This window comes from Piezobacter thermophilus (assembly GCF_055386745.1).
Genome location: NZ_AP042380.1, coordinates 667,822 through 682,083, shown reverse-complemented (window position 1 = coordinate 682,083; position 14,262 = coordinate 667,822). Strand labels below are relative to the sequence as shown.

Genomic DNA, 14,262 nt, shown 5'->3' with positions numbered 1-14,262 from the left:
AGGCAAAAGCGGGTAAACTGGAACGGTAATCCCGTCCGTGTTCCGGCTCGGTGTGCCGGTACGGGCAGCAGGTGGTCGAGAAAGAGGCAGGACCATGCCCATAAATCTTTCGGAGAAGGAAATCGAACTCGTCGAAAAAGCCTTTACCATGGCCCGGTCGGAAGAGCTGTTCGCCCAGCCGACCCTGTTCTACGAAAAGCTTTTCGAACGGGATCCGAACCTGCAACCCCTCTTCCGGGAGGATATCGGCGGACAGGGAATGCGGTTCATGCGGACCCTGCGCACCATCGTCAACGCGCTGAGACAGCCGGGCGAGGTGGCGGATGTCCTTGAGCCGCTGGCCCGCACCCATGGTGCGCTGGGGGTTCATGCGATCGACTTCGACACCATGGGCGAGGCGCTGATCGACACGTTCAAGGAACTGCTGGGCCCGGATTTCACCGCCGAAATGGAAACGGCCTGGCGCAAGGCCTACGGCCAGATCGCAAAGGCAATGATCCAGGTCGGAAAGATGGACTGATCCCGCCGGCGGGCCGCTCCGGTCACAGCCCCTTCGGGGCCAGATTCATTGCCTGTGCCTTGCGGGCCGCATCCAGCATGACTTCGCCCAGCGTATCCCGATCTTCGCGGAAGAACAGGCCCAGCGCCGGGTGATCCTCCTCCATGGCCAGCGCCATCGCCGCCAGCCGGTCGGAGGGGTCGTGGTCTTCGGGAAGATCGCGCACCTTCATGCCGAGATTGCGATAGGTGTTGTCGGTCTTGTCGAAGGTCACGCAGGGCGAGAGGATGCGCAGGAAGGAAAAGCCCTTGTGCTCGATCGCCGCGGTGATCATGTCCGTCAGGTGATGCGGCCGGCCGGCATAGGCCTGCCCGACCCAGCTGGCCTCGTAGCTCAGCAGCATCAGCAGCGGATTGAGCGGCATGTCGCCGTTTTCATAGGGCGTGGACGAGGTTCTGAAACCCAGTGCCGAGGTGGGCGATGTCTGCCCCTTGGTCAGCCCGTAGATGCCGTTATCGAACACCAGATAGGTCATGTCCACGTTGCGCCGCGCCGCGTGCGGGATGTGCCCCGCTCCGATGGCGAAGGCATCGCCATCACCACCCACGGCGATCACGGTCAGCGCGTCATTGCCGATCTTCACCCCCGTCGCCACCGGCAGCACCCGGCCATGCAGGGTGTGAAACCCGTAGGTGTTGACAAAGAACGGAAAGCGCGAGGCGCAGCCGATGCCCGAGACCACCACCACGTCCTTGTTGTCCAGCCCCAGCCGGTTCAGCGCCACGGTCAGCCCGTCGGCCATGCTGAAATACCCGCATCCCGGGCACCATGTTGGCAGCGATTTCGAGCGATAGCGCAGATGGCCGTCGGCCCGAATCTCTTCGAGCTTCTCTTCCAGATAGACCGGTTCGACACGTTCGTTCATGGTCAGGCTCCTCCGCCCGCAGCCGCGTGGGCCGGTTCATTCACTTCGCGCGCCAGCCGGCGCAGCTCGGCCAGGATGTCGGCAACCGCCATCGGTGTGGCACAGGTCCGGTCCAGCCGCACCACCGGCCGGCCCAGCGCCCCCGAGACCAGATTGGCGAACTGGCCCTGATAGTTCACCTCGGGTACCAGCACCACCTTGCAATCGTCGAAGAAGGCGCGCAGCTCTTCCTCGGGCAGCGGAGACAGCATGACCACCTTCATCGCCGAGCAGCTGATCCCCTCCTCCTGCGCCTCGAACATGGCCTCCAGGATCTCGCCGAAGGTGGACCCCCAGCCCAACATGCCGACATCGACCTTGCCCTCGCCGCCGAACCGCTTGCAGGTGGTCAGCCCCGGATAGCGGGTCGCGGGTTTGAGCTTTTCGTGCCGCTTGGCATTCATCTCCATGTGCAGCACGTCACCGGGTTTGCCCAGTTCGTTGTGCTCAAGCCCCGTCGCCGTGTACATCATGCCCGGATCACCCGGCAGCGCGCGGGGCGAGACGTGGCTTTCAGTCAGGGCGAAGCGCTTGTATTCCTCGCCCTCCTTGCGCTCGGGCGCCTGCCGCGGTTTGGGGGCGAACACGTTCCTGCCGGACGGGAACACGGTTTCATAGCGGTTCGACAGGTAAAGGTCGATCAGCAGGATCACCGGCACCTGGAACGCCTCGGCAATCTCGAAAGCCATGCCGGCACACCGATAGCAGCCCTCGACATTGGTCGGCGCGATGACGATGCGCGGCGCATCGCCCGAGCCGCCGAAGACGGCAAGGTTGAGGTCGGACTGCTCGGTCTTGGTCGGCAAGCCGGTGGAGGGCCCGCCGCGCTGGCTGCACACGATCACCGCGGGCACCTCGGCCATCACGCCCAGCCCCAGCATCTCGGTCATCAGCGCCAGCCCCGGCCCCGAGGTCGCCGTCGCCGCGCGCGAGCCGGCAAAGCCCGCGCCGATGGTGGCGGAAATGGCCGAAATCTCGTCCTCGGTCTGAAGGAACCTGCCTCCGGCCTTGGGCAGCTCCACCGCCAGCCGCTCCATGATCGAGGTGGCCGGCGTGATCGGATAGCCGAAATAGCTCTGAATCCCGGCTTCGAGGAACCCGCGGGCAATCGCCCCGTTGCCGGTCATCATCACCGCCTCGCCCCGGTCGGCCTCGGGCGCCGAGCCCACCTCGACATCGTCGAGGCGAAACACCTTGCGCCCGACCTCGAAGCCGGCATCGAAGGCCTTGATGTTGGCCTCGGCCACGGCGGGGGGCTTGGTGGCGAATTTCTGATTCACCACCTTGTGGAAGGGCTCGGGCGGCATGTCCAGAAGCCCGGCGACAAAGCCCAGAACCACGATGTTGCGGCTGCGGGCGGAATTGGTCGCCTGTTCCGAGATCTGCCGGATCGGCAGCCCGTAGGGGATCTGCGCGGGCCTGACATGGGCGCTGACATGCCCGCCCTCGGGCACCGGTGCGATCAGGTGATCGTCATAGATCACCGCGCCGAAGTCGCGCACCTCGCCCACATGCGGGATGGCGTGTCCGTCGTTGAGCGACACGAACACATCCGTCTGCTCCTTCAGCGAATAGGCCTGTTCGCTGGAGACGCGGATGCGCGAGATGCACTTGCCGAAACCGCGAATTTCCGGCGGATAGACATCGAAGGCGATGACGTGAAAACCCATCGCCGCGGCCGCGCGCTTCATGATGTCTCCGGCGGCGATGGTGCCGTCGCCGGCCGAGCCGCAGATGGCGAACTGGATATCGGTTCCGGCCTTGTTCATCACGCTTCCCTCGTCCAGAAGGTCGAGTGGATCTCGCCATCCTCCCCGACCCAGATGCGGTCCTCGACATCGACGTCGAAGGGTTCATGCGCGCCCTGGATGTTGCGCGCGGCCAGCTCGCCCATGACGCGGACATTCTTCCAGCCGTGATAGAACTTGTAGGCCTTGTCCCCGTCATGCCAGATCTGGCAGACGTCACCGGCAGCCCAGATCGCCTCGTTCGTGGTGCGCAGCTCGGGGGTCACCAGAAGCCCCCGCTCGATGTCCACATCCGCCCGCAGCATGAATTCCACCGAACTGGCCAGCCCGCAGAAGGCCATGACCACGTCGCCCTCGGCCTCCTTCCCGTCGTCGAGTGCCACCTGACGTGCCGGCGCCCCCGAGTTGCGGGCGGAAATTCCGACCGGGCGGGCATTCTCGATCACCCTCACCCCCTTGTTCCGCAGGACGTCCAGCAAGGGCGCGCGCTCGTCCGCCGAAAGCTCGTGCGGCCAGAAGGTCTGGGCGTTGACGATCAGCGTCACCGAATAGCCGGTGGACAGCAGCGTCAGAGCCAGATCGATCCCGATCATGTCGCCACCGATCATGATGACCGTGCCGCCCTTCGGCAGGTCCCGATGGACCTTCATCGCCGCCTCGAATGACCCGAAGCCGTGGATCAGGTCGGCCTGGCCGGTCAGGTTCTCGGGCAGGTAGGCGCGCCCGCCCGCGGCGACCAGCAGGCTGTCGAACGGCACGGTCTCCTGATGCGCCAGGCTGACCGTATGCGCCGCGCCATCCACATCCACAACCCGGCAACGCCGGCGCAGGTTGATCCGGTGTTCGTCGTAGAAGGAAGGCGGCACCGCCAGCAAGTCGCGCCAGTCGGTCCGGCCCCGGAAGATCTCGGGCAGTTCGTAGCGATGATAGAAGGGAATGCCGTCCATGGTGAACATGGTGATCCGGCAATCCGGATCGCCTTCGCGCAGGGTCTTCGCCGCCCCGAAACCGGCGCTGCCCGACCCGATGATGACGTGATGCAGGGGCGCGGCCATCATTCCACCTCCACCATGCAAAGCCGGTTGCGGGTGATCGAGATGCACTGGGTGGGGCAGACCTCGTAACAGGCGCCGCAGCGGATGCATTCCACATTGTCGATCCAGATCGCACCCACATGATCCCATTCGCCGGTTTCCAGCAACTTGCCGTAGGTGCCGTCCTCGTGGATCTCGATCCCCTCGACCATCTTGATGCAGTTCTTGGGCGCAACCTCGATGCAGGCGCGGCAGTAGATGCAGTTGTCGATGTCGATCTTGTACTGAAGGTTGCACAGGTAGCAGCGCCGGGCCTCTTCATGGGCCAGAGCGTCGTCATAGCCCCGCTCGACCTCTTCGGTCAGGTGGGCGACGCGTTCCTCGATATCCTCGGTCGGCATGTGAATGCGCGGGATGAAGTCCCAGGCCCGCTCGCGCAGCGGTGCGTCCACCTTCTCGATCCGCACGGCCGGGACACGGCGCGGCTTGCCCATCAGCCAGGTGTCGATGGCACGCGCCACCTCGCGGCCCTGTCCGACCGCCTCGATCACCGTGCTGGCGCCCTTGACGTAATCGCCGGCGGCGAACACGCCCTCCAGCGAGGTCATGCCGTTTTCATCCGTCCGGGCGTTCTTCCAGCGATCCAGCTCCAACTCGGTATCGAGGAAATCATGCGCCGTCCGCTGGCCGATGGCGACCAGAACGGTGTCGCAATCGAAATCGAATTCCGACCCCTTGATCGGGATGGCCTTGCGGCGGCCGTTCTCGCGCCAGCCGCCAAGGCGGTTCTGGACGAACTCGACCGCTTCCAGATGCCCGTTTTCGCCCTTCAGCGCGACCGGCGTGCGCAGCCCCAGAAAGCCGACATTCTCGGCCTTGGCCTCGAGAATCTCGTCGCGGGTGACGGGGATGTACTCTTCCGTCGTGCGCAGGTGGATCGAGATGTCCTCGCCCCCCAGCCGCCGCGCCACGCGGGCGCAGTCGAGCGCGGTAAAGCCCGCGCCCACCACCGCCACGCGCTTGCCGACCTTCTTCGGCCGGCCCCGGTGCATGTCCAGCAGGAAGTCGAACCCGTATTCGACATTCTCGAAATCCGCCACCGCCCGGCCCGACGGATCGTCGCGCAGCGGCAGTTCGGTGGCGGCCATGCAGCCGGTGGCCAGCAGCACCGCGTCGAAATCCGCGCGCAGGGTCGAGAACGGTATTTCCCCCTCGCCATTGCCGATGGCGACGCCGGTTTTCAGCTCTACCCCCAGCCGCAGCGCGTTGTGGATCTCTTCACGCAGAACGTCGCGGGGCAGGCGGAACTCGGGGATGCCATAGCGCAGCATGCCGCCCGGTTCGTCCTCGCGTTCGAACAGGGTGACGTCGTGCCCCATCAGCGACAGATCATGCGCCGCGGCAATCCCGGCCGGGCCCGAGCCGACGATGGCGACCTTCTTGCCCGAAGGGCCATACAGGCTTTCGTTCAGGCGGTGCCCGCGGTGTTTCAAGTCCGCCGCCGAGCGTTTCAGGTGGCAGATGCTGACCGGCTCGCCATTGCCGGGCCAGCCGTGGCGGCACTCGGTCTCGCAGGGGCGCGAACAGATGCGTCCCAGGACACCGGGCAGCACGTTGGCCTCGCGGTTGATCTCGTAGGAATCGCCGTATTTCCCCTCCAGGATCGCAAGGATGTAGGCCGGGATATCGGTCCCGGCAGGGCAGGCCGCCTGGCAGGGCACGTTCTCGCGCAGCCAGCCGAAATCTCTTGGATCGCGGGAATAGTGAACATCGCTTTCCGCAGCGGCGTCCCGGCCATTGCGGTTCAGGTCGGTGTTCTGCCCGATGCGATTGGTCAACGCCATCTTGATCGCCTCGTTTCAACCTGTTCCAGATTGACGTTAGAGGATGCGTTCGGGGCCGGTCCAGATAACTTTTCGAGAGGTGCACGAATGCATACCACGCGTATGATTCCTGCAACTGCCCCGCTCAGGAGAGCCATTCCAGCCGGGCACCGGGAAAGTGGCGGAGAACCTCGCCGGCGCCCGAGCGGGGAACGAGGCACAGCGCGGTAGACAGCCCGTCGGCCACCGCGGCGCGCTGGGCGCTGACCGAAACCAGGGCATTGACCGGCGGCCGCGCCGGCGCCCGGGGATCGAGGATATGCGACCGCGCCCCCCCGATCAGCGTGCCCCGCACGGCCGAGGTGGCAATGGCGCGCTCGCGCAGCGCGACCTGCCGCACGATCCGCCCGGCCGGATCGGCCACGCCCACCTGCCATGAAGCCCCGTCGGGACGGGCGCCCAGGGCGGCAATCTCGCCCATGTCGATCAGCAGATCCGCCAGCCCCCGCCTGCGCAGCAGCGCCGCGACCCGGTCGGTCACATGCCCCTGCGCGATACCGTTGAGCGTGAGCGCCATGCCCGGCCGCGTCAGATGCACCGCACCCCCGTCAAGGGCTACATGCCGCCAGCCCACGGCCCCGGCGGCCGCGCGCGCCTCGCGCCCTTCCGCGACCGCCTGCCAGAGGGGCTGAATCGTCGGGTCGAAGGCCCCGCCCGAGGCCGCATGAAGACGCCCCGACAGACGCAGCACCTCCAGAAGATCGGCCGAGGGATGGTCGAGCCGCCCCGTGCGGTTGAGCCGGGAGATCTCCGAATCGGCAAGAAAGAGGCTGAAAATGCGCTCCTGCCGGGCCAGTTCGGCCTCGACCGCGCGGAAGACCTCGCCCGCCTCGGGCCGTGACAGGCCGGTGAGGATCATCGACACCGAGGCCCCCAGCGCCACGCCCCGCCAGCGCCGCACCTGCGCCGCCCCTGCCGACAGCGGAGAGGCCGCCACCGCCGCGGCGCTGATGGTCAGGAATCTGCGGCGCGTCAGCATGGGTCGCAATGCAGCCCCCTATTGCGCGGCGACCCGGCGGCGCGCCATCTGGCAGCGGCTCCACAGCGCGCCGAGCGCCCCCACGAGATGATCCAGATCAGCCTCGCTGTGCACCGGCGAGGGGGTGATGCGCAGCCGCTCGGTCCCCTTGGGCACGGTGGGGTAGTTGATCGGCTGGATGTAGATGCCGAACTCGTCCAGCAGCGTGTCCGAGATGAACTTGCACTTGACCGGATCGCCCACCATGACGGGGATGATGTGGCTGGGGTTGGGCAGGTGGGGGATGCCCTCGGCGTCCAGCCGCGCGCGCAGCTCGGCCACGCGGCGCTTGTGCAGGTCGCGCTCGGCCGAGGACTGCTTGAGGTGCCGCACCGAAGCCGCGGCCCCGGCGGCCACATGCGGCGGCAGCGCGGTGGTGAAGATGAAGCCGCTGGCAAAGCTGCGCACGAAATCGACCAGATCGGCCGAGGCCGCGATATAGCCCCCCACCACGCCGAAGGCCTTGCCCAGCGTGCCCTCGATCACGGTCAGGCGGTCCATCAGCCCCTCGCGCTCGGCAATGCCGCCGCCGCGGGGGCCATACATGCCCACCGCGTGCACCTCGTCGAGATAGGTCATGGCGCCGTAACGGTCGGCCAGGTCGCAGATCTCGCGGATCGGGGCGATGTCGCCATCCATGGAATAGACCGATTCGAAGGCGATCAGCTTGGGCGCATTGGCCGGGGCGGCGGCCAGCTTCGCTTCGAGATCGGCAAGGTCGTTGTGCTTCCAGATCACCTTCTGCGCGCGCGAATGGCGGATGCCCTCGATCATCGAGGCGTGATTGAGCGCATCCGAGAACACGATGCAGCCCGGAATCTGCGCCGCCAGCGTGCCCAGCGCCGCCCAGTTCGACACATAGCCCGAGGTGAACAGAAGCGCCGCCTCCTTGCCGTGCAGATCGGCCAGTTCGCGTTCGAGAAGGACGTGATCATGGGTGGTGCCCGAGATGTTGCGCGTGCCGCCCGCCCCCGCGCCCGAGCGGTCCAGCGCCTCGTGCATCGCCGCCAGCACCTTCGGATTCTGGCCCATGCCCAGATAGTCGTTAGAGCACCACACCGTCACTTCGCGGACCTTTCCGCCATCATGCTGGCGCGCGGCCGGAAACGACCCGCGGCACCTTTGCAGGTCGATGAAGACCCGGTAGTTCCCTTCCTCCTTCAGGTCGGCAAGACGCTTCCTGAAATATTCCCGATATTGCATGGCGGCCTCCGTCCGCTGGCGGCAGATTTTCCCGCAGGATATCCCTGCGCCCCTGCCCATCCATGACATTTGTCAAGTTGCCGCAGGTTTCCCGGCGTCCAACATGCAGATCATCGGTAGCAGTTCGCTGACGCCCGTTGTAAGCTTCCTGTCAGCTTGGCTGGCATATCATGGGGCTTGGGCGTGGCATACGAGAAGCACAAGGAAATCGCACGGACGTCCCTGTTCATGCGGTCCCTGCCCGAACAGCACGTGGAACCCCTGCTGGCCCGGGCGTCGTTCCATCACTTCGACCGGGGCGAGACGATCTTCCTCCAGGACGAACCGGCGAAAGGTGTGCATGTGGTCCTGGACGGTTGGGTGAAGCTTTACCGTGTCTCTCACAACGGGGCCGAGGCCGTGGTCGGCGTCTTCGCCCGCGGGCAGAGCTTCGGCGAAGCGGTCGCACTGCGCAACGGCCCCTATCCGGTCTCGGCCGAAGCAGTGACCGCCTGCGAGATCATGATCATCCCGGCGACCTCTCTGGTGGCGATGATGCACGAAGACCCAGATGTCTGCGTGTCGATCCTCGCATCGACCTTCAGCCATCTTCATTCGCTGGTGGAACAGCTCGAACAGCTCAAGGCGCAGACCGGGGCGCAGAGGGTGGCCGAATTCCTGCTGTCGCTGTGCAAGGTCAGCCAGGGGAGCTGCACGGTGAACCTGCCCTATGACAAGGTGCTGATCGCCGGGCGGCTGGGCATGAAACCGGAAAGCCTCAGCCGCGCATTCGCCCGGCTCAAGCCCGCCGGCGTGACGATCAAGCGCAACCACGCGCAGATCGAGGACGTGGACCGGCTGCGCGAGTTCGCCGAGGAAGACCCGGCGCATGCCTGGAGCAGGCACTGACCGCGCCGCTGCCCGCAACCCCGCGGTCAGGCCGTCAGAACCGGTACCAGGTAGAGCGCCAGCGCCAGCAGCGCCCACAGACCCGTCACCCAGGTGATCCCCGAAAGCCACGACGGCGCCTCCTCCAGCCCCAGATAGCGGGCCAGGATCACCCGTGCCTTGGCCAGCGCCAACGCCAGGATCGCCGCACCGGCGAGCTGTCGCGGCAGTCCCGCGCTCGCGGCGGCCACCACGACCAGCGCCGCCGCAAGGCTGAGCGCCACAAGCAGGGCCCAGGCCCGGATCAGCCGGCGGGAGGGGCGGGGAAGGCGGCTCATGCGCATCAGGCCAGAAGATAGATGATCGGATAGAGCAGCACCCAGACCAGATCGACCATGTGCCAGAACATGGCGCCGGCCTCGATGTTGCGGGGGTGGTCCCTGACCGCAACCAGCAGCAGAAGAACCACCCCCGCCCCCACATGGGCGGCATGAAACCCGGTCAGCAGGTAGTAGAAGGTGAAGAAGGGGTGCGTCTCCCAACCGATGCCGTCGGCCGCCTTGGCCGCGTATTCCGCGCCCTTGACGACCAGGAAGACCACCCCCAGCGCCGCCGCCAGCACCAGCGCCCCACGCGCCGCCGCACGCCGCCCCGCCTCGCGCCAGCGCAGCGCCTGCGCGGCCAGAAAGCCGCTGCTGACCAGCACCACGGTATTGAGCGCAGCCCCCGTGCGGAACAGGTGGTCCTGTGCGGCGGCAAAGCCTGCCGGGTCCGACAGGCGGACGCCGAGAAAGGCGATCAGCCCGGCCCCGAAGACCAGAAGCTCCGAGACGATCAGCACCCACATCATCAGTTCGCCGGGCAGGTCGTCCCAAGCGGTTGTGCCGCCTGTGGTTTCGCTCATGCGCCCACCAGCTGGCGATAGATCCGGGGCAGTGCGAAGATCAGCTTTTCGGGATCGGGGATCACCGCGAACCCGCCCTGACCGAACATCCGCGCAAACCACGCCTTGCCCTTGGCATCGACGGTGATGCCGAACACCGAATGCCCGGCCCGGCGGGCCTCGCGCACGGCCATGGCGGTATCTTCGATACCGTGGCGCCCTTCGTAATGGTCAAGATCGTTGGGCTTGCCGTCGGTAATCACCAGCAGCAGGCGCCGTCTGCGGTCCTGTTCCGACAGCTGGGCCGAAACGTGACGGATGGCCGCCCCCAGCCGGGTATAGAAACCGGGGCGCAGGCTGCCGATGCGACGTTCGACCTCGGCGCTCATCTGTTCGCCGAAATCCTTGCATTTCTGCACATAGACGCGGTGCCGCTTGAGCGAAGAAAACGCGTGAATGGCAAAATCGTCGCCGCAGGCGTCAAGCCCCCAGGCCAGCGCGTCCAGCGCCTCGCGTTCGATGTCGATCACCGCCCGGCCCGATACCGCGCTTTCGGTGCTGCGCGAAACGTCCAGCAGGATCGAGACCGCGAGATCCCGGGCCTCGGGGCGCGATTGCAGCCAGATGCGTTCGCTGCCCTCGCCGCTGGCCACGCGATCCACCTGGGCACGCACCGCGGCCTCGATGTCGAGATCGTCGCCGTCGAGGTGCCCGCGCGTGGTGACACGCCCCGGTCGCAGGGCCTCGAACTGGCGGCGCACGGCACGGATGCGGCGGGCGGCGGCGGGGTCGTGGGCAAAGGCCTCCTGCTCGGGACGGGGCTCGACCGGGCTGGTCAGCACGCAGACGTGATCGGGCAGATACGCCCCCGTGCGCACGTCCCATTCGGGATAGGTGATCCGCCCCGAGAGCCTTTCGCGGTCCACATCCTCGGGGGCGAGGTCGAGATGCAGCTTCAGCCGCGTCGGCGGCGCCCTGGAGATCTGCCCCAGGCCGATTTCCTCCTGGTCGTCGGCGGCCTTCTTCGCGTTGTCCGGGTCGTCGTCATCCACCCGGCGGTTGAGATTGAGAAACTCGGCCCAGCTGAGAATCGCCTCGAACTTGTGCAGGATCAGGCTGTCGCGGCGCTCGGCCTGGTCCGACTTGCGGCGGCGGGCACGGTGGGTCTTTTCGCTGCCGCCCTCCTCGGGCGGGCCTTCGGTTTCGCGGGTCTCGACCTCGTGCCCCTCCGAAAACTGCACCGGGCGCAGCTCGGGCCACAGGACCACCGGGCGGAACGGCCGGTAGCGGCGCGGCGCGGCCAGCTGCGGGTCAAGCCGCTTCGAAGTGGCCTGGCAAGCGGTTTCGAAACCGCTTGCGCGCTCCGACAGCGGCGCGGGGTCGCCCAGCATGTGGCGGATCACCTCTTCCACCGCCGCCTCGTCGGGGGGCAGATCGGGCACGCGCCGTTGCATCAGGATGCCTGCACACAGCGCCTCGTAGAGGGGGCGCAGCCCCGGCGCGTCCTCGAGGGTATCGGCCACCATCGTCCGCACCGCCGCCAGCGCGGCCAGATCGGCGCGCAACGGGTCGTCCTCCTCCACGCGCTCGGGCGCGTGCGCCGCGCAGGCGGCCAGCCAGACATAGAGCGCGCCGTTCGCCTCGCGTGAAGGGAAGATCGCCAGACGCGCCGGCAGGCGCAGCACCTCGCCGTCGAAACTGGCGCGCGGGACGGCTTCGGCCTCGGTGCCCAGACGCCGCCGCCAGCTCAGCCGGTGGCGGGAAACCTCGTCCGAGACCGGGCGCAGCTCCACCGAAGGAGAGCCGCCCAGCCCCCGGAAAAGAACGGCCAGCCGCCCGCCGACCTGCGCGAGGTCGACCGCGGCTCCTTCATGCGCCTCGGGCGCATCCAGGCGGCTGGCCAATTTGTGCCACAGTTTCCCGACCGTTTCTTCGGGTTCCCATGGCTCGAATTCGATCCGGTGCATGGCCGGCCTCACCCAAAGACAGCCGTCACCAGATCGAGGAGCCCGCGTTTGACGTCTTCGTCGTCGGTGAGCGGTTCGATCATCGCCGCGCGAATGGCGCGGTCGGTATTCATGCCCTGCGCCATCAGCGTCGCCGCATAGACCACAAGACGGGTCGAAACCCCCTCTTCCAGATCCTGCCCCTTGAGCCCGCGCAGCTTGTTCGCCAGCCGCACCAGGGGTTTGGCGCGCTCGGGCGACAGGCCGCTTTCCTCAGCCACCACCCGCACCTCCAGATCGGGGGCGGGAAAGTCGAATTCGATCGAGATGAAGCGCTGACGGGTGGACGGTTTCAGCGTCTTCAGGATGTTCTGGTAGCCGGGGTTGTACGAGGCCACCAGCATGAAGCCGGGGGCGGCCTGCAGTTCCTCTCCGGTGCGGTCGATGGGCAGGATGCGCCGGTCGTCGGTCAGCGGATGCAGCACCACGGTCACGTCCTTGCGTGCCTCCACCACTTCGTCGAGATAGCAGATTGCGCCCTCGCGCACCGCCCGGGTCAGCGGGCCGTCCACCCAGACGGTTTCCCCGCCCTTGAGCAGGTAGCGCCCGATCAGATCGGCGGCCGACAGGTCGTCATGGCAGGCCACGGTATAGAGCTTGCGCCCCAGCCGCTCGGCCATGTGGGCGACGAAACGGGTCTTGCCGCATCCCGTCGGCCCTTTCAGAAGGACCGGCAGGTTGTTTTCGTGGGCGGCGGCGAACACGTCGCATTCGTCGCCCTGAGCAAGGTAGAAGGGGGCGGTTGCCGCCCCCCTCCCGAAGGTGGAAGTTCCATCCATCTCCATCACTCCGCCGGAGTCTCGGCTGCGCCGGGTGCGATCACCTCCTTGCGCGGCACCCAGACCGAGTAGATGAACAGCAGCGCCCCGAGAACCACGGCGATGCCGGCCCCGAACCGCATCCAGTAGAAGATGCCGAGCTGGTCCTGCACGTCCATGTAGTTCTCACCCAGGACGCGCTGCAGATGGGTCTGCACCGTGCCGGCGAAGGTCAGGGCAAAGGTCATGAAGACCACCCCGCCCGACATCAGCCAGAAGGACGCCATGTTCAGCACCTGGTTGTAGGGATCGCGGTTGAACAGGATCGGCAGCGCGTAGGTGATGATCGCGAGATTCAGCGACACATAGGCGCCGTAGAAGGCCAGGTGCCCGTGCGCGGCCGTGATCTGCGTGCCGTGGGTGTAGTAGTTCACCCCGTGCAGCGTGTGCAGGAAGCCCCACACCCCGGCGCCGAAGAACGCCAGAGTCGCACAGCCGAGGCTCCACAGCAGCGCCGCCTTGTTGGGGTGATCGCGGCGGCCCTTCCAGACCATGACGAAGGCAAAGGCCATCATGGCGAAGAACGGCACCACTTCGAGCGAGGAGAAGATCGAGCCGATCCACTGCCAGTAGGCGGGCGTGCCGATCCAGTAGTAGTGGTGGCCGGTGCCCAGGATGCCCGAGAACAGCGCCAGGGCGACGATGACGTAGAGCCACTTCTCGATCACCTCGCGGTCAACCCCGGTCAGCTTGAGCATCAGGTAGGCCAGGATCGAGGCCATGATCAGCTCCCACACGCCTTCGACCCAAAGGTGCACGATGTACCACCAGAACTGCTTGTCGAGGCTGAGGTTGCCCGGATTGTAGAAGCTGAACAGGAACAGCAGCGCCAGCCCCCACAGACCCAGAAGCAGGATGTTGGTGATTGCCGTCTTCTTGCCCTGCAATACCGTCATGGTGACGTTGTAGAGGAAGATCAGCGCCGCCACGACGATGCCGATCTTGACCCAGACGGGCTGTTCGATGAACTCGCGCCCCTCCTTGCCGAGGAACCAGTTGCCGTGGAACAGGTCGAACAGGTAGGTCACCACCACGCCGGCGGTGCCGATCACCAGAATGATGAGCTGCAGATAGGCCAGCTTCGTGGAGTGGATTTCACGCTCGGATTCCTCGGGGATGAGGAAATAGGCGGCGCCGAAGAAGCCCAGCAGCAGCCACACGATCAGCGAGTTGGTGTGCAGCATCCGCACGATGTTGAACGGCGTGAGTTCGGACAGCGTGTTCGGCGACACGTAGATCCACCCCAGCAGCAGCCCGACCAGCGTCTGGACCGCGAACAGGGCCATGGCCACTGCAAAGTAGGCCAGGGCGATTTTCTGAGATTCGTATTTCATCGGGA

13 protein-coding genes are annotated in these 14,262 nt (G+C 66.4%); 2 read left to right on the top strand and 11 right to left on the bottom strand.

All coding sequences use genetic code 11. The features are described from left to right. The first annotated feature begins 94 nt into the window (after positions 1 to 94). On the top strand, positions 95 to 520 hold the full coding sequence (locus ACZ5CM_RS03165) for a globin domain-containing protein (protein ID WP_464641195.1): 426 nt from the start codon (positions 95 to 97) through the stop codon (positions 518 to 520). Between the two features lie 22 nt (positions 521 to 542). On the opposite strand, the gene ACZ5CM_RS03160 is transcribed toward ACZ5CM_RS03165, so the two are convergent. The 6 genes from ACZ5CM_RS03160 to hemA form a co-directional block, all read right to left on the bottom strand. Continuing rightward, positions 543 to 1,424: a thiamine pyrophosphate-dependent enzyme gene (locus ACZ5CM_RS03160; RefSeq protein WP_464641193.1), complete on the bottom strand. Its 882-nt coding sequence runs from the start codon at positions 1,422 to 1,424 to the stop codon at positions 543 to 545. 2 nt (positions 1,425 to 1,426) lie between these two features. Continuing rightward, positions 1,427 to 3,232: a 2-oxoacid:acceptor oxidoreductase subunit alpha gene (locus tag ACZ5CM_RS03155; RefSeq protein WP_464641191.1), complete on the bottom strand. Its 1,806-nt coding sequence runs from the start codon at positions 3,230 to 3,232 to the stop codon at positions 1,427 to 1,429. Beyond that, complete coding sequence (locus ACZ5CM_RS03150) at positions 3,232 to 4,269, bottom strand: NAD(P)/FAD-dependent oxidoreductase (RefSeq protein WP_464641189.1); 1,038 nt, start codon at positions 4,267 to 4,269, stop codon at positions 3,232 to 3,234. The genes ACZ5CM_RS03155 and ACZ5CM_RS03150 overlap by 1 nt, the downstream gene beginning before the upstream one ends. After that, entirely contained in the window at positions 4,266 to 6,089 is a 1,824-nt protein-coding gene (locus tag ACZ5CM_RS03145) for an FAD-dependent oxidoreductase (RefSeq protein WP_464641188.1), read from the bottom strand. Before ACZ5CM_RS03145 ends, ACZ5CM_RS03150 begins: the two co-directional genes overlap by 4 nt. Before the next feature lie 124 nt (positions 6,090 to 6,213). Beyond that, the gene (locus ACZ5CM_RS03140; protein WP_464641186.1) at positions 6,214 to 7,107 is read right to left on the bottom strand and encodes an FAD:protein FMN transferase; all 894 of its coding nucleotides are present in this window, start codon (positions 7,105 to 7,107) and stop codon (positions 6,214 to 6,216) included. A gap of 18 nt (positions 7,108 to 7,125) precedes the next feature. Beyond that, positions 7,126 to 8,349 (bottom strand): 5-aminolevulinate synthase, encoded by a 1,224-nt coding sequence (gene hemA / locus ACZ5CM_RS03135; protein ID WP_464641185.1) that lies wholly within the window; start codon positions 8,347 to 8,349, stop codon positions 7,126 to 7,128. A gap of 183 nt (positions 8,350 to 8,532) precedes the next feature. Between hemA and ACZ5CM_RS03130 the strand changes: the two genes are divergently transcribed. After that, positions 8,533 to 9,237: a Crp/Fnr family transcriptional regulator gene (locus tag ACZ5CM_RS03130; protein ID WP_464641183.1), complete on the top strand. Its 705-nt coding sequence runs from the start codon at positions 8,533 to 8,535 to the stop codon at positions 9,235 to 9,237. A 26-nt stretch (positions 9,238 to 9,263) separates the two neighbouring features. Here ACZ5CM_RS03130 and ACZ5CM_RS03125 read toward each other — a convergent pair whose 3' ends face one another. From ACZ5CM_RS03125 to ACZ5CM_RS03105, 5 genes are read right to left on the bottom strand one after another with little or no spacing between them, the layout of a single operon-like run. Continuing rightward, positions 9,264 to 9,554 carry a cytochrome C oxidase subunit IV family protein gene (locus tag ACZ5CM_RS03125; protein WP_464641181.1) on the bottom strand — a complete coding sequence of 97 codons (291 nt, stop codon included), beginning with the start codon at positions 9,552 to 9,554 and terminating at the stop codon, positions 9,264 to 9,266. A gap of 5 nt (positions 9,555 to 9,559) precedes the next feature. Beyond that, positions 9,560 to 10,120 (bottom strand): cytochrome c oxidase subunit 3, encoded by a 561-nt coding sequence (locus tag ACZ5CM_RS03120; RefSeq protein ID WP_464641179.1) that lies wholly within the window; start codon positions 10,118 to 10,120, stop codon positions 9,560 to 9,562. Beyond that, positions 10,117 to 12,066 (bottom strand): nitric oxide reductase activation protein NorD, encoded by a 1,950-nt coding sequence (locus ACZ5CM_RS03115; protein ID WP_464641178.1) that lies wholly within the window; start codon positions 12,064 to 12,066, stop codon positions 10,117 to 10,119. The genes ACZ5CM_RS03120 and ACZ5CM_RS03115 overlap by 4 nt, the downstream gene beginning before the upstream one ends. Before the next feature lie 8 nt (positions 12,067 to 12,074). Continuing rightward, on the bottom strand, positions 12,075 to 12,884 hold the full coding sequence (locus tag ACZ5CM_RS03110) for an AAA family ATPase (RefSeq protein WP_464641176.1): 810 nt from the start codon (positions 12,882 to 12,884) through the stop codon (positions 12,075 to 12,077). A gap of 5 nt (positions 12,885 to 12,889) precedes the next feature. Continuing rightward, positions 12,890 to 14,257, bottom strand: a complete 1,368-nt coding sequence (locus ACZ5CM_RS03105) for a cbb3-type cytochrome c oxidase subunit I (RefSeq protein ID WP_464641174.1) — start codon at positions 14,255 to 14,257, stop codon at positions 12,890 to 12,892. Positions 14,258 to 14,262 lie beyond the last annotated feature (5 nt).

Bases quoted from the DNA above. Each gene is read 5' to 3' on its own strand.
- ACZ5CM_RS03165 (WP_464641195.1), top strand. From the start codon at position 95: ATGCCCATAAATCTTTCGGAGAAGGAAATCGAACTCGTCGAAAAAGCC.
- ACZ5CM_RS03160 (WP_464641193.1), bottom strand. From the start codon at position 1,424: ATGAACGAACGTGTCGAACCGGTCTATCTGGAAGAGAAGCTCGAAGAG.
- ACZ5CM_RS03155 (WP_464641191.1), bottom strand. From the start codon at position 3,232: ATGAACAAGGCCGGAACCGATATCCAGTTCGCCATCTGCGGCTCGGCC.
- ACZ5CM_RS03150 (WP_464641189.1), bottom strand. From the start codon at position 4,269: ATGATGGCCGCGCCCCTGCATCACGTCATCATCGGGTCGGGCAGCGCC.
- ACZ5CM_RS03145 (WP_464641188.1), bottom strand. From the start codon at position 6,089: ATGGCGTTGACCAATCGCATCGGGCAGAACACCGACCTGAACCGCAAT.
- ACZ5CM_RS03140 (WP_464641186.1), bottom strand. From the start codon at position 7,107: ATGCTGACGCGCCGCAGATTCCTGACCATCAGCGCCGCGGCGGTGGCG.
- hemA (WP_464641185.1), bottom strand. From the start codon at position 8,349: ATGCAATATCGGGAATATTTCAGGAAGCGTCTTGCCGACCTGAAGGAG.
- ACZ5CM_RS03125 (WP_464641181.1), bottom strand. From the start codon at position 9,554: ATGAGCCGCCTTCCCCGCCCCTCCCGCCGGCTGATCCGGGCCTGGGCC.
- ACZ5CM_RS03120 (WP_464641179.1), bottom strand. From the start codon at position 10,120: ATGAGCGAAACCACAGGCGGCACAACCGCTTGGGACGACCTGCCCGGC.
- ACZ5CM_RS03115 (WP_464641178.1), bottom strand. From the start codon at position 12,066: ATGCACCGGATCGAATTCGAGCCATGGGAACCCGAAGAAACGGTCGGG.
- ACZ5CM_RS03110 (WP_464641176.1), bottom strand. From the start codon at position 12,884: ATGGATGGAACTTCCACCTTCGGGAGGGGGGCGGCAACCGCCCCCTTC.
- ACZ5CM_RS03105 (WP_464641174.1), bottom strand. From the start codon at position 14,257: ATGAAATACGAATCTCAGAAAATCGCCCTGGCCTACTTTGCAGTGGCC.